At 29.1% G+C, this 21867-nt stretch carries 12 protein-coding genes; 4 read left to right on the forward strand and 8 right to left on the reverse strand.

Annotated elements, in window-relative coordinates:
* Positions 1–74 precede the first annotated feature (74 nt).
* Positions 75–662, forward strand: coding sequence for a sigma-70 family RNA polymerase sigma factor (locus tag CSBG_RS14400; protein WP_008680695.1), 588 nt, complete (start codon positions 75–77; stop codon positions 660–662).
* A gap of 274 nt (positions 663–936) precedes the next feature.
* Here the strand turns inward: CSBG_RS14400 and CSBG_RS14405 are convergent, their stop codons facing one another.
* Positions 937–1503, reverse strand: a complete 567-nt coding sequence (locus tag CSBG_RS14405) for a sigma-70 family RNA polymerase sigma factor (protein WP_008680697.1) — start codon at positions 1501–1503, stop codon at positions 937–939.
* A 188-nt stretch (positions 1504–1691) separates the two neighbouring features.
* On the opposite strand from CSBG_RS14405, the gene CSBG_RS14410 reads away from it, so the two are divergent.
* A complete protein-coding gene (locus CSBG_RS14410; RefSeq protein WP_008680699.1) occupies positions 1692–2534 on the forward strand; it encodes a Cof-type HAD-IIB family hydrolase in 843 nt (280 codons plus the stop codon).
* Positions 2535–2592: 58 nt separating this feature from the next.
* Here the strand turns inward: CSBG_RS14410 and CSBG_RS14415 are convergent, their stop codons facing one another.
* From CSBG_RS14415 to CSBG_RS18615, 3 genes are all read right to left on the reverse strand, one after another.
* Complete coding sequence (locus CSBG_RS14415; RefSeq protein ID WP_008680701.1) at positions 2593–3909, reverse strand: nucleotide sugar dehydrogenase; 1317 nt, start codon at positions 3907–3909, stop codon at positions 2593–2595.
* 148 nt (positions 3910–4057) lie between these two features.
* The gene (locus tag CSBG_RS14420) at positions 4058–5236 is read right to left on the reverse strand and encodes a DegT/DnrJ/EryC1/StrS family aminotransferase (RefSeq protein WP_008680703.1); all 1179 of its coding nucleotides are present in this window, start codon (positions 5234–5236) and stop codon (positions 4058–4060) included.
* 383 nt (positions 5237–5619) lie between these two features.
* Positions 5620–5895: a hypothetical protein gene (locus tag CSBG_RS18615; protein WP_167507310.1), complete on the reverse strand. Its 276-nt coding sequence runs from the start codon at positions 5893–5895 to the stop codon at positions 5620–5622.
* Positions 5896–5959: 64 nt separating this feature from the next.
* Between CSBG_RS18615 and CSBG_RS18620 the strand changes: the two genes are divergently transcribed.
* A complete protein-coding gene (locus tag CSBG_RS18620) occupies positions 5960–6643 on the forward strand; it encodes an O-antigen ligase family protein (RefSeq protein WP_167507311.1) in 684 nt (227 codons plus the stop codon).
* Positions 6644–6908: 265 nt separating this feature from the next.
* Here the strand turns inward: CSBG_RS18620 and CSBG_RS14430 are convergent, their stop codons facing one another.
* Together CSBG_RS14430 and CSBG_RS14435 are read right to left on the reverse strand one after the other, a co-directional pair.
* Positions 6909–8090: a DegT/DnrJ/EryC1/StrS aminotransferase family protein gene (locus CSBG_RS14430; protein ID WP_035286018.1), complete on the reverse strand. Its 1182-nt coding sequence runs from the start codon at positions 8088–8090 to the stop codon at positions 6909–6911.
* 179 nt (positions 8091–8269) lie between these two features.
* Complete coding sequence (locus CSBG_RS14435; protein ID WP_008680706.1) at positions 8270–11272, reverse strand: cell wall-binding repeat-containing protein; 3003 nt, start codon at positions 11270–11272, stop codon at positions 8270–8272.
* 195 nt (positions 11273–11467) lie between these two features.
* Between CSBG_RS14435 and CSBG_RS14440 the strand changes: the two genes are divergently transcribed.
* Complete coding sequence (locus CSBG_RS14440) at positions 11468–12514, forward strand: acyltransferase family protein (protein WP_008680707.1); 1047 nt, start codon at positions 11468–11470, stop codon at positions 12512–12514.
* Between the two features lie 184 nt (positions 12515–12698).
* Here CSBG_RS14440 and CSBG_RS14445 read toward each other — a convergent pair whose 3' ends face one another.
* Together CSBG_RS14445 and CSBG_RS14450 are read right to left on the reverse strand one after the other, a co-directional pair.
* Positions 12699–14294, reverse strand: a complete 1596-nt coding sequence (locus tag CSBG_RS14445) for a peptide chain release factor 3 (protein ID WP_008680708.1) — start codon at positions 14292–14294, stop codon at positions 12699–12701.
* 813 nt (positions 14295–15107) lie between these two features.
* Entirely contained in the window at positions 15108–21800 is a 6693-nt protein-coding gene (locus CSBG_RS14450; RefSeq protein WP_008680709.1) for an endo-alpha-N-acetylgalactosaminidase family protein, read from the reverse strand.
* Positions 21801–21867: the final 67 nt, after the last annotated feature.

Raw genomic sequence — 21867 nt, forward strand, 5'->3', positions numbered from 1 at the left:
TTTTTTTCTCAATTTTTCTTTTTCAAAGATATTTACTTAATGAAAGAACTTATAAAGGCGGAGGAGAAAATTTTATGGAAGATTTGTTAATGAGAGATTTGTTATTAAAAGCTAAAAATAATGACTCTAGTTCAAAAGAAGAAATTATAAAGATGTATTATCCATTAATTATAAAAGAAGCTAAAACAATTTATCTAAAGAATAAATCCTTTGAAGATATTGTTCAAATCGGTGTTATAAATTTGCTTCATGTTATAGATGTTTTTGATTTATCTAAGAATGTTGATAAGTTTCCATCTTATGCCCTTTGGGCAATAAAAAATGGTTATAAGTATCTTTGCAGAAGTCAAATTAAATATAATTCTGAATTTAGTTTAAATAATGTTAATGAGGAGGGAAGTGAACTTGGAGACAGTATAATAGATGAAAATATAAATGTTGAAGATACTGTTATTAAAAGTGCTGTAAATGAAAATCTTCATTTAGCTTTAAAAAAGCTTGATTATGAAGAAAGAGAGCTTATTGACTTTTTGTATATATCAAATGATAAACCTAATCTATCTCGATATTGTGCATTAAAAGAAACGGATTATTACTATTGTTGTTGCTTAAAAAAAAGAGCTCTGAAAAAGCTTAAAAATATGATGCTTAATTTTTATTAATAATTATCTTTAAACATAATTATTATTATATAAAGTAAAAAGGACTATTGATTTTTCTTTCAATAGTCCTTTTTATATTTCATTGTATAAAAAATTATAAAAGTTTACGTTAATCTTAAATAAATTCAAATAATAATCAAACCTTTTAATATTGGCTTTTTTATTATAAATAATATTATATCTAATGCTGAATTTTAAAGTTTTATCCATAGCTTTATCATTGTCTCCTGTTACCTTTGTAGTTTTTATATTTTACTACTATCTTTTTTTAATGCTATCTTATTTTTAATAGATTTGAATCATTTCTTAGCTTTTCCATTATTTTATCCTTCATATATCTAAGCTTATGGTATTCGATATTTGTTCTTTTAGAATACTCTTTTAAAGTTATACCTTGTACATAAATAGTATTAAGTAAAGCTTTTTCTTCTTTATTAAGCTTCTCTATGGATTTAAATAGAATGCCACTCAACTCCTTTTTAATACACTCTTCTAAAACATCTGTATCTTTATCTATGATTTCTTCTATGTCTATTGAATTGGTTATTTCTCTATTTAGCTTATTCTCATAGTACTTATTAGTTGCTTTTTCTATTTCTTTGTACATCTTATTTTTTATGCATTTTTGTACATAAGCAGGAAAAGAATCACTTAAATCAGTATTAAATTTTTCTACGGATTCAATAATTGTAAGCCTCGCTATTTGCTTAATATCCTCTTCACTATACCCGTAAATATAATAGCTAATTGAAGTTTTGTAAACTAGTGGTTCAAAGTTTTTTAATATTTCTTCCATTGACTTTTTATCCCCATGTTTAGCCCTCACTATTAATTGATTCATAAATTCATCTCCTCAATAATTTATAATTAAATTATATCAAACGCACGTTCGTCATGCTATAATTTCTTATCGCAATTTTTGACAGTGAAATTTTATTTCAATAAAATTTTCATTTTTTTGCATTATAGATTATACTAGATATAAAGAGTTGTTTTTTACTTAATTTATTTTCTTGGAAGGAGATACATATGAACCATAATATAAAATTAATTTGCATCGATATGGATGGAACTTTATTAAATAGCAAACATGAAATTAGTGAAAGAAATAAGGAAGCTCTAAAAAAGGCAAATAGCTTAGGCGTTAAGATTGCTATTACTACTGGAAGACTTTTTTGTTCTGCAAGATATTACGCTGATTTAATTGGAATTGATTCTCCAGTTATAGGCTCTAATGGAGCATATATAAAACATAAATATGATGATATAGCTATTTTAGAAAATCCTATTCCTAAAAATATAGCTATTGAAATTTATAAAATCGTTAAGAAGCATGGATTAACTGTTAACTTTAATAGTTGGGATACACTTATTAGGGAGGATGAAGTTCCTGCAACTCATGCTTATACTATAATGAATAAGGATTTACCAGATGATAAAAAAGTTAAATTTATAGTTAATAGTGATGTTATTGAAACAATAAATAACTTTGACGGAAAAATTCTTAAAGGTATTGTTATTGAGGAAGCTGAAAATAAGGATAACTTATGGGCAGCTAAAGATGAACTTAAAGAAACATTTGGTGATAGACTTCATGTTGTTAGTTCTGGAACTGATAACTTTGAAGTTATGGTTGGAACTACTTCTAAAGGAAATGCAGTTGCGCATTTAGCTGATACTTTTAATATAAATCCAGAAGAAGTTATGTGTATAGGTGATTCTGAAAATGATATTTCAATGCTTAAATTTGCTGGAGTTAGTGTTGCTATGGGAAATGGCCTTCAAATGGTAAAAGATATTGCAGATTTTGTTACCGATACTAATAATAATGATGGTGTGGCTAAAGCAATTGAAATGTTTGTCTTAAAATAAACTTAATAACTTAATAAAAAGCTATGAGTTTTCTCATAGCTTTTTAAAAAATTTTAAATTATAATTTATAAATCTTTTCTCTATTATTAACAACCTCTTTAGTTGCATTTCTTGTATCGTAAACAACTTTAGCTCTATCAACTATTTGCTCATAGTCATAAACACTATGACCTGTTGTTATAACTACCATATCTGCTTCATCTATAACTTCTTTCCAATCTACTGAATAATAAGTTTTTCCTTTATATTTAGCAGTATCACAGAAAGGATCGTTAACTATAACTTCTGCACCATTCTTTTCTAATAGTTCTATAACTTTAAATGATGGTGATTCTCTGTAGTCATCAATATCATTCTTATATGCTAACCCCATAACTAGTACTTTTGATCCATTTAAAGCCTTTTTGTGCTTATTTAATATCTTCATGATATTTTCTAAAACGAAATCTGGCATAGAATCGTTGATGATTCCTGATGTTTCGATAAGCTTAGTGTGGTAATCATATTCTTTAGCCTTCCATTCTAAGTAGAAAGGATCTAATGGAATACAGTGTCCACCAAGTCCTGGGCCTGGGTAAAATGGCATAAATCCATATGGCTTAGTTTTAGCAGCATCTATAACTTCCCATACATCTATACCCATTCTGTTACATAAAATAGCCATTTCATTTGCTAAACCTATGTTTATGTTTCTAAATGTATTTTCTAATATCTTTTCCATTTCAGCTACTGCTGGTGAAGAAACTTTATGAATTTCTCCTTCTAACACATTTTCATATAAAGCAGCTGCTATTTCTGTACACTCTGCTGTACATCCACCAACTACTTTTGGAGTATTTTTAGTATTGTAGCTCTTGTTACCTGGGTCTACTCTTTCTGGAGAGAATGCTAAGAAGAAATCTTCTCCACACTTTAATCCACTTTCTTCTAATATTGGCTTAAGTACTTCTTCAGTAGTTCCTGGATAAGTAGTACTTTCTAATATTACTATCATACCTTTATGTAAATACTTTGCAACATCTTTTGTTGAGTTTACAACGTATGATAAATCTGGTTGCTTATATAAATCAAGTGGAGTTGGTACACAAATACAAACTGTATCTACATCTCTTATAAAGCTAAAATCTGTAGTTGCTCTTAAAAGCCCTTTTTCTGTTAATTCTTTTAATTCATCATCTACAACATCTCCAATATAGTTTTGACCTTTATTAACCATTTCTACCTTTTGATCTTGAACATCAAACCCTATTGTTTGATATCCTGCATTTGCTTTTTCAACTGCTAAAGGTAATCCAACATAACCTAGACCTACTACACCAACTTTTGCAGTTTTATTATTTATTTTTTGTAATAATTCATCTTTTAAAACTGACATTATTTTTCCTCCTAATCAATTAAAAACTTGATAATTGATATTATAAAATTGTTATATTTTTATTTTTAGATTATATAAGTTTCTATATTTTAATTAATTATTATATTTTACTACATTTTCAATTAATTTTTTTATTTCAACTTACATATTATTTAATTTTGCTAATTATATAATCAATTTGTTCTTTTGTTAACTCTGGATATACAGGTATAGCAAAAGTTCTATGTGATAAGTATTCAGATACAGGCATATCTCCTTCTTTGTATTCTAAATTCTTATAAACCTTTTGAAGGTGTAATGGCACTGGATAGTATACTCCTGTTGCAATTCCAGCTTCTTTTAACTTAGTTAAAACTTCTTCTCTGTTTTCAGATTGTAAGATATACATATGATATACATGATCATTGTAATCTCTTGCTACTGGAGTTACTAAATCACTATTCTGTAAAGCTTCATTATAAAGCTGAACTATTTCTCTTCTTTTTGCATTCCAGCTATCTATTTCTTTTAATTTTACACTTAATATCGCTGCTTGAATTGCATCTAATCTTGTATTATATCCTATTAAATAGTTATAGTATTTAAGTGGATTATAAACTGTATCATTTGCGCCTTCAGCAGTTTTAATTTCTTCTTCTATATTATTTAAAAGATTATATGCCTTTTGACCATTTTCACCACTTCCATGAGTTCTTAATGCTCTTGCGATAATAGCTATTTCATCATTATCTGTTACTATCATTCCACCATCGCCAGCACAACCTAAGTTCTTTGTTGGGAAGAATGAGAAGCAAGCAACATCCCCTAATGTGCCTATCTTTCTTCCTTTATATTTTCCACCTACAGCTTGACAAGCATCTTCTATTACATATAAATTATGTTTTTTAGCAATTTCATTTATTTCATCCATATCAGCAGATTGGCCAAATATATGTACAGGCATTATTGCTTTTGTTTTTGAAGTTATTTTTTCTTCTATTTTTGTTACATCTATATTAAAAGTTTCTTTATCTACATCTACAAATACTGGAGTTGCTCCCACTGCTGAAATAGTCTCTGCTGTTGCAAAAAAAGTAAATGGAGTTGTTATTACTTCATCTCCTTCTCCTATTCCCATTGATTTAAGAGCTAATACTAAAGCATCTGTTCCATTTCCTACTGATATTGCATGTTTAACTCCTATGAAGTCTGCAAATTCTTTTTCAAAATCTGTTACTGTTTTTCCCATTATGTAATTAGCTGAAGATAATACTCCTAATGCAGCCTTATCTAAATCTTCTGCTAATGATTCATATTGAGCTTTTAAATCTATTAAAGGTATATTCATTGTTATACGCTCCTTTATATTTTTATTTAAATATAAAACTAATATTAATATTTTACCACATTTATTTATAGATACAAACTTTTTTAATTGAAATTCTTAGACTATTGTGTAACTAAATGTTAAAATTATAATAAATTATTATATTTTTAATTGTAAAAGGAGTTGAAAATTTTGAAGGTTTATCTGAATAAGTTCTATAACATTTTATCAAATAAATTTTATTTTAAGATGCTATATTTATTTGTAGCCCTATCTTTTTCTACAGTATTAAATGATTTCTATGGAATTAAGTTATTAAATAAACTTTGTTTAGCTTGGGGACTTTTACTCATTATCACTAGTATATTTGATATTATCTTTAGAAAAAATAAGGTTTATTATTTTCAGTTTTTTTTATACTTGTTTCTGATATTAACATTAGCTCTTAATCTTTTTAGGTATCCAACATCTGAAAATCTAAAAATTTGGCTAGTAAACTTAATAATACTAGCAAGTATTTTTTCTATTGATACATATAAAAGTAAAAGTGTTCTTATTAAGGAATTAAATATTTTTTCATATTTATACACATTTATAACTTTTATTTTATCTTTTATTTCATTAATTATTATATTTAGTAATAAATCCATAGAAAGAGTTCTAACCTTTAGTAATGGCATTAGTACAACTATAAGTTTTAGTGGACTATTTTCTAATGAAAATTCTCTTGGAATAGCTGCGGGAATGTCTTTTATTATAAGTTTATATATTTTATTAAGTACTCACTCAAATAAGATAAAGATTTTTTATTGCTTCAATGCAATATTGCAGTTAGTAACATTACTTATATCTGGAGGAAGAAGTGCCTTATTATTAGTGTTATCTTTAATATTCATATTGATTTTTGTAAAATTTAAAAATGTATGGATCAGGTTATTAATGTTATTTTCTCCAACGCTTATAATACCATTTTTATTTAAATTGAGTAATACTACATTACATTATATCTTTACTGGCAGAGAGTATATATGGCAAGCTGCATGGCCTATAATAAAATTTTTCCCTCTAGTGGGTATTGGAAATTCAAATAAAATATCTACATTAATAGCTAACCAACAGCATGAACTAAGGGGTGTTGAAGCTGGTGGACTTCATAATATTTATATTGAAATTGCTACTGTAAACGGACTAGTTGCAACTGCTTTAATTATTTTGTTTATATCTTGCACTTTTTTGTTTTTAATTAGAAAGATAGATAAAATAAATTCAAAAACTGAAAAATATTTTTTCTCTGTCTTATTAACTCTTGTTTTTGGAATTCCTGTAATTAATCTTATGGAAAGTAGTTTAATTTATATAATAAGTTTTATATCTATAATATTCTGGGTTTATACTGGATATCTTGTTGCTATTTTAGATAAGGAATAACTCTATTATAACCTTCTACTATAATTTGTAGTATACATCTTATTTCTATTTTAGATGAGAGTAACAACATTTATTACACATTTTGTCATAAACGCTTTGTCATAAACGCTTTGTCATAGAACTTTCGTTATATAAAGCTTTATCATTACAAACTTCGTCTTAAAAGCTTCATCATATAAAATACTAAGTTCAAAAAAGCTAAGACTTTAAAATATAAATTTATTTTATATTTTAAAGCTTAGCTTTTTATTTTTATATCATAAAATTACTTAGTCGTTATGTTTTTAACTTCTTTAATTAATTCAATTGCAATATATTCCACATCACTTAATTCTAATGTACTATAAACAGGTAGGGAAATTTCATTTGCATATTGAGCATATGCATTTGGATAATCTTGTATTTTATAACCTAGATTTCTATAAAGTGTAAACATTGGTAATGGCTTAAAATGAACGTTTGTTGAAATTCCCTTTTCTGCTAATCTTTGAATAAGTACATTTCTCTTTTCTTCATTAAATCCTTTTATTCTTAATGGATATATGTGATATGAACTTTCTGTACCTTCACCATATTCAGTAACTGGAATTATAGAAAAATCTTCTTTTTCTAATATTTTTGTATAAGTATTAAAAATTTCTTTTCTATACTTTAGCATATCTTTATATCTTGTTAATTGAACTCTACCAATGGCTGCATTTATATCTGTCATATTGCATTTAAAACCATCTGTAATTATGTCATACTCCCAAGCTCCAGCCTTCATCTTGGATAATGCATCTTTTGATTGTCCATGTAATGAAGTAAATTTAAAGTCTTGAAATAAGTTTTTCCTTCCTTTGAAGTTATTATCATTATATGTTATTGCTCCCCCTTCAGCAGTTGTAAAGTTTTTAACTGCATGAAAAGAGAATGTATGGAAATCACATTGTGCTCCAACTCTTTGACCTTTATATTTTGCTCCAAAGGCATGAGCTGAATCTACAATTATTATTATATCTTCTCTATTTTTTTCTTTTAAAACTTCTTTTATTCTATCATAATCACAAGGTACTCCTGCGAAATCAACAGGCATTATGACTTTTGTTTTTTCTGTTATTAAATCTCCTATTTTATCATAGTCAATAAAGAAAGAATCCTTTGCTACATCACAAAATATAGGTTTTATACCTCTATGAACTGCTACACTTGCTGTCGCTGTATATGTGTAAGGAGTTGTTATTATCTCATCTCCTTCCTTTATATCAAAAACCTTTAATATAAGCTCCATTGCTGCTGTTGCACTATTTAATGCTACAGCTTTATTTGCTTCACAATACTGTGCTAATTCTTCTTCAAATTTTGCAAGTGTTGGTCCTGACGTTATCCATCCTGATCTTAAAACTTCTACTACTGCATTAATTTCTGCTTCAGTTATATCTGGAGGAGAAAATGGTATCTTTTTTATATTTTCCATTGTTTTCAACCCTTTCACAATTTTATCAGTATAGTTTAAATTATATATTTATAGGTATCAAAGTTCAAGCTAATATATTTAAAGTTATGTATAATAAAAGAAGGCTTGAAAATTTTTTGTATCTTCTTACCTTCTTTTGCTTTAATTAAAACTATCTATTTTTATTTATGCTACTGTGATCTACTTAATAGTTTTCTAAGTTCGTTTATAGCTGTTTTAGGAACTACTCCACCAACTTGTATAATTGTGTTAGTTGTCTTTTTATCTAATACTGATTTTTGAGTACTAGTTAATTGAGCTTCAGCTATTACTACTGGTGATTCATTAACTGCTGCAACCGGACCAGAAGTCAATGCATCTGCTAATTCTAATCCTTCTGTAACATAAACCTTATTTAGTACATTTCCATAGAATCTTTCTATAACTTTAGCATTTGTTTCATATCTATTTGCTCCGCCTAATCTATTACCAGTAATATCTTGTTTAGTCATTGAATTTATTTGATTTAAAACATTATTACTTAACACTCCAGTTCCACCTATTAAGTATGCATTATTTAACTCTTCTGACTTTAACCAGCTATTTACACTACTTGGAATACTATTTGATTCTACTAATATTATAGGCATCCTATCTCTACCTGATACTGGCGCTATTGATAGTGAATCTGCTTCTCCATATCCATTTGATATAACCACATTTTCTACATCATAAAGATTTTGATCAATGTATTTAGCAACTTGAAGAGCTGTTTCATATCTATTTATTCCACCTAATCTTGTAATTTTAGTAATACCTAAATTACGTAATTGATTTTCAACAGCTGGAGTTACTACTCCTGTTCCACCAACTATTATTACATTTTTAGCTTTAAGTCTCTTTATTTCATTTTGAGTTGCTGATGGTATTGAACTCTTTTCAACTAATAATAAAGGTCCTTTATAATATGAAGCAATTGGTGTAGCTGCTAATCCATCTGGTATAGCATAACCATTTGAAATAACTATTGTCTCTGCTGAACTAAATGAGCTTTTACTTAATTCTACAGCTGTTGAGTATCTATTTAATCCAGATTTAACTTCAATAGGTGGTAAGTATTCATTTGTCATACTTACATTACTTGCTAAAATATATCCTCTATCGTTCCAGTTATAGCTTCCATGATATTTATTATCAGGTCCACCCAATCCTATTGGAGTATTTCTTTCTGGATTTATTTCATAATAAGTTTTACCACTTATAGTTACTTGTTGTAAGTTTGATACTACAAATGGTGTATTTATATAACCACCATATTGATTAGTATCATTAGTTACATTATATAATAATGTTCCATCTTTCTTTATTACTGAAGTATTTGAAGTTGCAACACCAATTTGCTTAGAATTCGTATCTTTTAAGTTGCTATTTCCACCTGAAAGATACTTGTCTATTTCATAAGCAAAGCTTGTTGCTTTTTCTCCCCAGAAGGGATCTGAAGCATACTTAACATTTGTTCCTCTATTTTTATTTCCTAAGAAACCTCCAAAATATCTCCAATCTGCTGGATCTGCATATCCTCTTGAGATATAATTTTTTGTAAAGTCTATTACTGAATCTTTTGGAGTAGCAAAACTATCTGCTGATTCTCCTGGAGCTGAATCGTATGCTTTTAATCCAAAAAGATTATTTTTAGTTTGAGCAATTGTTGACATTCCGTAAGCTGATTCATTAATAGAAACACCTAATGCTAATAGTGCATTTACTCCATAAGTACTTTCAGTATCTTTAAAGACTTGTCCTAAATCTTTAAGTTTTGATCCTGCTCTCTTTATGCCATCAATTTCTCCATTAATAAATGCATTTATATATCTATTTAAATCGTTTGCTGAATATACGGTTTGACTTCTAAATGGTAAATTTAAATAGTAAATATAATATGGACTTCCACTATTAATAGAATTAGATCTTATTCCTGATCTATAATCCTTTATTAAAATATCTAGTTTATTTGCTATGTCAGTTTGGCTATTATGATTGTATTGATAGAAGTACTTTCCATCGTAGCTTAGATATCTAACACCTTCTTTTAAGAAAAATGGTGCTTTTCCTAAAATCTTATTATATCCTGTAACTCCAGTTAAATCATAACTTATGAAATGAACTAGTTCACCATTTTGAACTGTATAATAGCTTGGATTTTTTACTTGGCTTAAAGGCACTACAAGCATATCATATGTACCTGAAGCTTTGTTGTTATTTATCCAACCTTCATATCCATTTATCATTACTTTTGCTGATGTACCACTTACATCTAAAATTGGTGCATCATCCATATACCCTGGATTTACATAAGTAAATGCATTTTCATTTTGCAAACTAGGTTCTGTATACATATTTACTGTTCCAGAAATCACACTATTGTTACTATATTTTATTACTCTTGCCATTTGATTTGTTGAGTAAACAACTTGTCCAGAATAATTTATTACTGCTGGATCTTGATTTTCTTTTGTAGAAGGATCCAGACTTTTAGCTGCATTAACAGCTTCATCTAAATCATCATAAGCTTCAACAAACTCATAGCTTCCATCAGAATTAGCAATAGTTAACTCGTAATTCTTATCAGTCATTGGCTCTAAAACTTCTAAGTTCTCTAAAGCCTCTTGCTTTAATTTAAACTCTTCTCTCTCTAAATTTTCTGAAGAAATTACAGAGTAACTTCTTAATGCAGGATTTATTACTTTTACTTTCTTATATTTAGTACCTTTTAAAGTATTAGCAGATTCCTTTTTATTAGCTTCTTCTTTAATAGAATCTTCCTTATTTGACGTCTCAGAATTTTCTTTAATTTCTTCTACTTTTTTATTACTTTCAGTTTTACTCTGCTCAACTGAAGTTTTTTCATCTGAAGAATTATTTGAAATACTATTTTGAGCTTCATTATCTTTAGCTGAATCTTTTTCATCAGTTAAAAGCTCTTCTCCATTGCTATTATCCTTCTTTGAATCTTCTTTCTCATTATCTTGAGAAGATTTTGCATTATTAGTTATTGAATCAGTTTCCTTATTGCTACTTTTTTCTTCAATAACTGAACCTGGATTATTTATTATTGCTTTTGCACTTATATTTGGGACTATAAATGCTACTATAACTAGTTGCGCCACTATCTTTTTTATTTTTTTAAATGACACCTTCTCACCTCCCCCTCACTTATATAGCTTATCAACTTATGTTATTTATTTCAACCTTTTGCTCTATAAATATACATTTTTATACTTTTTTAATAATATCTTAATATTTGAATGTCAAAACAAAAAGTTTACACTGTATTTTTTTATATTGACATTGATTACTTATTAAAATAATATTGTTTTGAGGTGGTACAATTGTTTACAAATAATAGAATAATTTCTGCAGATATTCTTAGAATTTCATCTGCTTTTCTAGTAGTTATACTACATGTTTCTGGCTTAATATGGACTATAATAGATATCAACTCTGTCAATTGGGCTATAATAAACATTTATAATTCTATTGCTAGATGTTGTGTTCAAATATTTATTATGTTAAGTGGTATGTTTATATTAAGCCCTAAAAAGAATATTACAACTAGAAATATCTATACTAAATACTTACCAAGAATGGTAGTTGCTCTTTTATTTTGGAGTAGCATATATTTAATAAGCTTTCCTTTGAACTTAGAAAATATCAAGTACATTATAATTTCAATTTTGAAAGGACAAACTAATTATCATTTATGGTTTCTTTACATGATAATAGGCTTATATATAATAACTCCAGTTTTGAGGATAATAACATCACATGGAAATAAAAAACAAATAGAGTATTTTTTAATAATTGGAGCTATTATTTCAGTTGTAGTACCAACACTATCTAATTATTTTCCCTTTAACTTTATTTCAGAAAATATAAATAAGATGTATATATTTATGCCAAGAGCTTATATATTATATTTCTTGCTAGGTTTTTATTTAACTAATTATGATTTAAAAAAGACAACTAAGAAACTTATCTACTTTTTAGGTTTTTCAGGTCTCTTATTTACTATTGTAGTGACACAATATTCATCATTAAAATATTCAAAGCCAGTTGACTCATGGCAAGGAATATTTACTATAAATATGTTTTTTTATAGCATAGGAATATTCTTATTCTTAAAAGATGTATTTGATAAGATTAAGTTTACTGATAGAAAAATCAAATTTATATCAATATTATCTTCATGCTCATTTGGTGTGTTTTTAATGCATGATTTATTTATTAAATTCTTTACTAAGATAGGTATATTAACAGATTCAATTAAATATCCAATAATTACAGTACCTATTATTTCAATAATAATTTTTATAGTATGCATACTAATTTCATATTTTATAAAGAAAATCCCCTTACTAAATAAGTATATAATCTGATACTTTTTAACATATATTATATAAAATACTACAGTATATATTTAAATAAAATATTTGATTAATTACTTAAATTTTTATATTACTATAATTTTATATTACTTATATAGTTACATTAATTTTCATATTATTTATAGGAAGAAAAAAAAGATGACTAAACCATTTAGCCATCTTTTTTATTTATATCTTATTCATCACTCTTACCAACGCCAGATAATATTAATCCTTTATTATGATCTAATGCCCAACTAATACCCCAGTCATTTTGAAATATAAGGATATTTCTATCTTTAAAATCCTTAACTTTCTTTGTATCTGAAGTTAAGTTTAGTTTTTCCATATCTACATCTTTGTTTTCTATCCATCTAACATATCTAAATGGAAGTCTATCCATCTTTATATCAACGTTGTATTCATTTTTTAATCTATATTCTAGAACTTCAAATTGAAGTACACCAACAACTCCAACTATTATTTCTTCCATTCCTATAAATAGTTCTCTAAATACTTGAATTGCTCCTTCTTGAGCTATTTGAGTAACACCCTTTACGAATTGTTTTCTCTTCATTGTATCTACTGGTCTTACTCTTGCAAAATGTTCTGGCGCAAATGTTGGAATACCTTCGAACTTAAACTTCTTTGATGGTGCACATAATGTATCACCTATTGAGAATATACCTGGGTCAAATACCCCAATTATATCTCCTGCATATGCTTCTTCAACTATTTCTCTATCTTGAGCCATGAATTGTTGTGGTTGAGCAAGCTTAATTTTCTTTCCACCTTGCATATGATAAACATCTTCACCTTTTTCAAATTTACCAGAACAAATTCTCATAAATGCAATTCTATCTCTATGAGCCTTATTCATATTTGCTTGAATCTTGAATACAAAAGCAGAGAAGTTATCATCAAATGGATCTATTTCTCCTATGCTTGAGTTTCTTGGAAGTGGTGCTGTTGTCATTTCTAAGAAATGCTCTAAGAATGGCTCAACACCAAAGTTTGTTAAAGCTGATCCAAAGAATACAGGTGTTAATTCTCCAGATTTAACTTTTTCTAAATCAAGCTCATCTCCAGCTATATCTAAAAGTTCTATATCTTCCATTAACTTATCGTGTAGAGCTTCTCCTAATATTTCTCTAAACTTAGGATCATCTACTGAACCTTCAACAGCATCTACTGCACTTTGACCGTGATTTCCTGCAGAGAATGCTATGATTCTATTATTATCTCTTTCATAAACCCCTTTAAAATCCTTACCAGAACCTATTGGCCAGTTCATTGGATATGTCTTTATTCCAAGTTCATTTTCTATTTCTTCTAATAGTTCAAATGGATCTTTAGATTCTCTATCCATCTTATTAATAAATGTAAATATAGGCATTTCTCTAAGAGATGCAACATGGAATAGCTTTCTTGTTTGATCTTCTATACCTTTTGCTCCATCTACTACCATAACAGCACTATCTGCTGCCATAAGAGTTCTATATGTATCTTCTGAGAAATCTTGGTGACCTGGTGTATCTAATATGTTAATACAATGTCCTTTGTAGTTAAATTGCATTACTGAGGAAGTAACTGAAATCCCTCTTTGCTTTTCTATTTCCATCCAGTCTGATACTGCATGAGTAGAAGCTTTTCTTGCTTTAACTGAACCTGCAAGCCTTATTGCTCCTCCATATAACAAGAACTTTTCTGTTAAAGTTGTTTTACCTGCATCTGGGTGAGATATAATAGCAAAAGTTCTTCTCTTTTCTATTTCATTTATATAATCTGCCAAAGTAGCTTCCTCCTTAAAATTAAATTAAGTTTTATCTCTATTTCTCTAGTTATTCATTATACCCTAAAGTTTAATAATTTAAAATGAAAATTTGTTATTAATTGCAAAGCAATTTACAAATGAAAGAATGGAAAAATTAAAGAATGAAAGAATTGAGGTGGTTTTGCTATGCAAAACTTAAACTATAGGTGCTAATCACTTTCTATTCAAAAACCCCTTAGGGATTTTTTCATTAACTTTTTACTTTTTCCCCTTTCACTCTTCATTAATAATAGCTATCTTATTGTGTTTTAAAAACGTGTTGGTGGAATTTAGTTATTAGCTTTCTACTACATATAATAATTAATTCCTTATATTTATAAGATAAATATTTATAAAACTAAATTTATATTTATCTTCTTTTAGAAATTATACCAACATTATTTTAAAACAGACTCTAATAGTATTATTTCACATAATATACTCTTATTTCATCTTTCTTTTTATTAAATTCATTTCATCAACACGTTTTTAAACAGTTTTCGATAATCTTATTACATATAATATAATATAATATAATATAATATTATTTCGTGTTTCATTTTAAAATTATGTCACCAACATTATTTTAAAACAGATGCTGATAAACCTATTCCATATAATTTAATATTATTTCACATTTCTTTTAGTAATTATAGTACCAACACGTTTTTAAAACAGATCTATATGCTTTACTACATTATATACAGCACTCATTTAAATTCTTAAAGTTAAATAAAAAATCCATACACATAGACATTAGTCTAGTGCATGGATTTTATTTATTTTATACTTCTAAACTTGTTTCTTTTTTCTAAAAAACATAATCCCACCAATAGCAACTATTCCTATTGCTAAAACTACTATTATTGTACTAGATACTCTTGAACCTGTTTCAGGTAACTCTGGAACATCAGAAGGATTACCAAGCTCCTTATTCATTAACTTTGTAATATTAATAAGAGAATTTAAAGCATTATCTACTTCTTCTTGTGTTGCATCTTTATTATTAATAACTTTATCTGCTATTTTTAATGCATCCTGATATTTTTTCCAGTTTTCTTTTGAATGGTTTGTTTCTTTATAATATTCTAGGATTTCTTTGTAGAATTTTTCTAACTTAGATTTATCCACCTTAGAAGCTTCTGGTTCTTCTGTTTCTACTTCTACTAGATTATTTTTAGCTGTCTTTAATGCTGATAGAGCATTATCTATTTCTATTTGTGTTGATGCTTTATCATATGCATCTTTTGCTGCTTTCAATGCATTTATAAAGGCATCTTTCTCTGCTCCATCTTTATATTTATCTAAGTCAATCTTTTCGTATTCTGCAATTGCAATTCCTAATTCGCTTCTATCAATATTTTCTTCTTCTGGTAATTCTATTAAATTACCTTTAGCTGTTTTTAATACTGATAGAGCATTATCTACTTCTATTTGTGTTGATGCTTTATCATATGCATCTTTTGCTGCTTTCAATGCATTTATAAAGTCATCTTTCTCTGCTCCATCTTTATATTTATTTAGGTCAAGCTTTTCGTATTCTGCAATCACATTGCCTAATTCACTTCTATCTACATCTTCTACATCTAGTAATTTTAATGCTGATTGTGCTTCTGTAAGAGCTTTTACCACATTATCAATTTCCTCTTGTGAAGCTGCATTATCTACTAAAGCTTTTGCATTTTCTAATACTTTTACAAATGTATCTTTTTCAGCTCCGTCTTGATATTTAGTTAAATCAAGCTTTTCTGAATTTTTAATAGCCTTTTCTAATTCAGTATAATCTAATTTCTCCTTTTCAACAGTTACTGTAGCCTCTGCCATTAGACCTGCTGCATTTGTTATTTTAACCTTAGCAGTTCCTGACTTTAATGATGTTAAAAGACCATTTTGATTTACTTTTACTATTTTTTCATCAGAAGAGCTCCATACAATACCTTTTAAAACAGTATTTTCTGCATGCTTTGGAGTTAATGTAACTTTTCCACCTATATTCATTGTTACATCTTCTAAAGTTGCTGTATCTGCTACCTTTTGTAAGATAATTGGTGCAACTTCTGCTATAGCTGCAAAGTTACCTCTACCCTTTTCTACATAAATCTTAATTGTTTTTACAGTATGTGTTTCTTTAAACTTAGAAGTTATCCATGATCCACCTTGCATCTCTGAATCTAAAGCAGTAATAGAATCTGAAGTTTCTAAAACATTTCCTTCTGAATCTAATACTTCATATTTGAATTGTTGTACAATACCATTATTTGAACTTGGTCTTTGTTGGAATTTAAATCCACCAATTTTCATTTCATTACCTAAATCTATATTTAAGATTGCTGGATTTTCTTTATTTACAACAAAGCCTGTAGTACTCCAATTTGAATGCCAGTAAGTAGAAGAATTTCCATCTGTAGCTGCGGATGCTACTCCACTTCCTGCTGGTTCTCCTGTTGCCTCTTCTGTATTTGCACTAGAGCTTATTCCACTTAATTCTTCCCTTGGAATATCTATTACAACATCGTCTATGATTTTCATTTCAAATACAACTTCTTTTCCATCTGGAAGTGTTGCTGTAATAGTTGTATTTCCTGCTGCTAATGCTTTTACTATATTAGCATCTTTATCTACAACTGCTACTTTTTCATCACTTGAATTCCACTCGATTTTATCTAGACCACTTCCATATATTGTAGCAGTCTCACCCTTATAAAGATTTGTACTTGATAATGTAACTGCAATAGCATCTTTATCTTCTTTAATCACAAGGTTATCTAGAACAAAATCTGTTTGTCCCATAGCACCACTGCCTGCTTTACTTGCATTTTGATAAAGACCAATCCAAGTTTGTCCACTTCCATTACCAATTACCTGCATTTTTACATGCTTTGTCTCTCCACGAGCTACTTCAAGATATTGTTCTCCTGAAGGAGCTGTATAATTTGTTCCATCTCCAATAACCATAGCATATGCTTTATCTGGTCCTGATTGATAATCAAATTCAACATTGTATACTTTACCTGCTTCAAAGCGGAAATTTTGTGGAATTGTTTGATAAATTATTCCTGTATTTGCACTATGATGTTTTAGTGACCAGTTTCCTGAAATTACATCACTAATTACTCTTCCATTCCATCCAGCTTGTGTATATGGTTCATTTAATTGTGATAAATGTGTTCCTGGATCTGAAATTCCTTGTGCAGAACTTAATACAAATGGATATAATCCTTGTACTACTGTTTCAAAATCCTGCTTAAATGTTCCATCTTTTTGGAAGTTATTTAGTGTTTTTTCTACTATACGAATATCATCCATATAAGCAGAGCCTTCTCCAGCTGCTCTAGCTAAAGTTAATTCAGCTGTCTCATTTTTGGCTGTGAATGAAATTTGCATACGTTGCATTTTACTTCCATTCTTTTGGTCAGATTTTACATAGTTATTTAAAATAGAACGTTCAGTGTAATTAGAAACTATTTCTTTTCCTGTATTTACTTCTATAGTTGCCTTTTCATCACTGTTATTTTCTACATATACTTCTGCTACATAGTTTGTGTTCTTTTTTAATCCTGAAATAGTTGTAGTTACAGATACATCTTCAGAAGGATTATTAAACGCCAGTCTTTGATCTCCTGTATTTGCCTTTTCTATTACAACTGATTCATCTTCAATATCTCCTGACCACTCATTAGAAGATAATTTTTCTCCTTCAGCATATCCATTAAATCCTGGATCTACTACATAATCTGCTTCACCAAAATCATTTTTTAGTTCTTTAATTTCTGAACCTTTTACTAATACATATGCTGTTGCTGCTTTAGCTTCTAAAGTTATAGCACCATTAGTTACAGGAACACTTATTTCATTTATACGTCCTTGGTCAGATAATTCATACATTACAACATTTCCAAGGCCTTCCCATCCTTTTGGAAGTTCCCATGTTGTTTCTCCTCCATCTAAATTCCAATGATATAATTTTTCTGTTCCATCTTCTTCTGTCCATGGCAATAAATATGTCACATCATCTAATACTACTTTTCCATTTAAAGTAATTGTACGCTCAATGTTATCATCACTTCTTTGTTCTTCATTTCTTGTTACAACAACTTCATCTCCTGCATCATTTCTCAATTTAATTTCTTTTTCATGATTTCCTACAGGTGATTGTCCTTTTTCATAATTTTCCCAATCGGTTACAATATAATGTTGTAAGAACTTAGTAGGTAGGTTTTGATTAAATGTTTGTAAGATGTAGTTGTTGTAATCTTTATCTCCACCCCATCCTTCAAATCCATACAATCTGTAACCTCCAAGTAATGGATTATCTGCTGTTCCTCCAAATGCAGGATAATTTAACACTTGAGAATCTCTATGGTCATTTCTGATGAAACGGATAATATCACTATTAAATCCTTTTGAAGTTGCACCACCATAAACTGCATCTGTTGACCAATGTTGCCATGTTGAGTCATACTCACCTTGTGCACTAAATTCTGTTGTGAATCTCCAGCCAAGAGAATTAATTTCTTTTGCAATATTTCTTGTTTCCCATGCATCTTGATACCATACATCAAGATAAATGAAGTCCATATTATTTTCACGACTTTCAGCATCTGCTTTAATTTCTTCTTTAGTCGCAGTTACTTCGCCTTCAGAATTTCCTACTGCTAATGGCCATTCTCTATTATAGAAGCTTGTTTCATTTATACGGTCATAGAATTGTACAAGACGTTTCCATCTTGCTTCACTTGATAAATCCCAAAGCTTATCAATTACATGAGACTGATCTAGCCAGCCCCATCCATTTGTTAATGGCTTTTGTAACATATTTTCATTAAATGAAGGTGCTTCTGGATATATTTCTTGGGCATTAACGTGAACACCAATTTCTGTGTTATAATCGTGTGCAATTTTAATTAAATCTTGGAAATCTTCTACTCCACCTTCACGTTCTGCAATATCTGCATATTCTGAATTGGCAGAATCATGGCCTTCATTTCCATATCCTTTTAACATAACTGATTGTGGAAGTCCATCTGTTGCAAGATATACTTTCTTAATATTATCAGCTGTTGTTAAGTAAGGGTTAGATGCCATACTTGCAAAGTTCATAACAATACGATAGTTAACCATATCCTTAATTACTTCTGATCCATAAGGAATATTCATAATATCACGGAATGCAAGGGCTCCATCATTCCAATCAATATCTCCATCTCCATTTTTATCTGCTGCAATAGCAACTTTTGTACATGGTAAATCACTTACTGGATATTCTTCATATTTTGCTGCCGCCTTTTGTCCGTTTTTATCTCCTAATTCATAGTACCATGGTGCACTTGTAAGACTCATTGTATCTGCACCATTGTTTCTTAAAACACGCTTATCTCCTTCAGCTTCTGAATTACTGAAAAGACCTGCGCTTAACTTGCTATTTGTAAGGAATCCATATAAATAAGAATCTGTTTTTGATGGAACAAATCCATTTTCAAAATCAATAAATACGTCACCACTTGATGTTGTAGTTGTAGATGTTTGTGCTCCTGCAAAATTAGCACCTTCTTCTACAGCATCTACTGTTAAAAGATTTAATTGTGGAACATCAATAGTTGCAATCTTTGCAGATCCTTCAGCCTTATTAAGCTCTGTTACTTCCCATGTTAAATTATTTCCTTCTACACTTACTTTGATTTTCATATCTAAATTTATGTTGTTTTCAGTGTTTTCAACATGCATTGAATATACTCTAAAATCTTTTCCTTCTTCTGCAACTGTAACAGTTGGTTCAATTTTTATACCATTGATTGCTACAGTATTAAGTTTAGTTTCGTTACCACGGAAATATTGGTCTTTAACCTCTCCCCCATCTTTAAGAATTTGATATCTAGCCACAACTGGGAATGTTTTTCCAATATATACTTTCATTGTTTCTGATGCGATACTATCATATTGTGTTAAATCCAATCCTGCCTTTTCTTCTAATATAATATCTATTACATTGTTTTTATCTTCAATATTTATAACTTTAGAATATGCCTCATAACCTGGCTTTGTAACAGCCATATTATGTTCTCCAATTTCTAAGCCATCTAACTGATACCTTCCATTTACATCACTATTAGCTGAGTTTGCTCCTATGCGTATAACTGCTTCAGGGATTGGATTCCCATCTTTATTTAAAACAGTTCCTGATACAGGCACAAGCTTTGAATACTCTTCTTCCACTTTTTGCCCTTGACGTTCTGCTGCAAATCCCCACTTATCTTCCATAGTGTTTGTATCATTATATTTCATATCTGCAAAAGAAATTGATGTTGCTCCATTTGTTTTTACACCAAATCTTCCTTTTCCGGAAGTCTTTTCAGCAAATGAAATTAAAGCTTGATTAGTAACTCTAACTGTAGTTCCATTAACAGTTACTGATAATGTCTCACGATTTAAGGATACAGACATTTGTAATTCTTGACCCTCTACAGGCTCTGGGAGACCTGAAATCTTTGGGTAAGATTCACTACCATTTAACTTATATTGATAATACCACTTACTACTTGAATCATGTCCTATATACAGCCAATTGTTATCGTCTACATAACTGTAAAATACTCCCCAGTTATTACTTGGTTTTAATTTTAGGGAAAGTTCCCCTGCCTCTTCCATTTTTCTACTATTATTAAGTAATAAAACTGGTGCTGCTGCAGCTGGATTACCATAAGCATGTCCACCGCCATTGTTAGATCCACCTGTCAACTTAAACCACTTTTCACCTTGTTCAGATGGTTCTTCTGGATCTTCTTTATCTGTAACTACTACTGATGGTTCCCATACTTGACCTGTAAGGTTATCTTTATATAATGTCCAAGCATTGTAATTTGTATACTTATCGCTTCCAACTGTTACATCTGAAAAATAGATATCAGTGTAAGCAGTTCCATATGCAGCTGCACCAAATCCAATCTTTCCTGCTTCATTTTTTAAACTAATAAAATCAGCTGTATTAATTAGTACTTCTCCACTCTCACCACTTATCTCATTCTCTACTTTTAATTTAAGTCCATTTTCCACATATACTGCACTAATGTTTACGATATCATTTTGATTTAATCCTGGGAGCCCTGTAATTCCTGGATATCCTCCTTTATTACCATTCTTATATTCTATAAACCATCCAGTTGCTCCGTCATATGCAACATATCCCCAATGATTATCATCTACATATTTTGTTACAAAACGAAATCTTGTATCGTTTTTTTCACTTCCAACTTTCATCTGAAAGCTAATTGACTCATCTCTAATGTCCTTTTTATCTGATAATACAAATAATTCTGGGTTTGCACTCCCAAAATGCCCATTACCATTACCACTTCCAGCCTTTATATGTGCCATTGTTTTTGGTGCTGCTAAAACATGTAAAGATGGAAATATACATGTACAAAATACAGCAATGGCTATTACTCCAGCCCAAAGTCTTTTCTTACTTCCTTTTAGGATATTAACCATAAATACACCCTTCCCTTCTATTAAATTTGTAATTATTACTCTTCACCCTTCTTTTTATATTTTTACC

The organism is Clostridium sp. 7_2_43FAA (assembly GCF_000158375.2).
GTDB classification, from domain to species: Bacteria; Bacillota; Clostridia; order Clostridiales; family Clostridiaceae; genus Clostridium; species Clostridium tertium.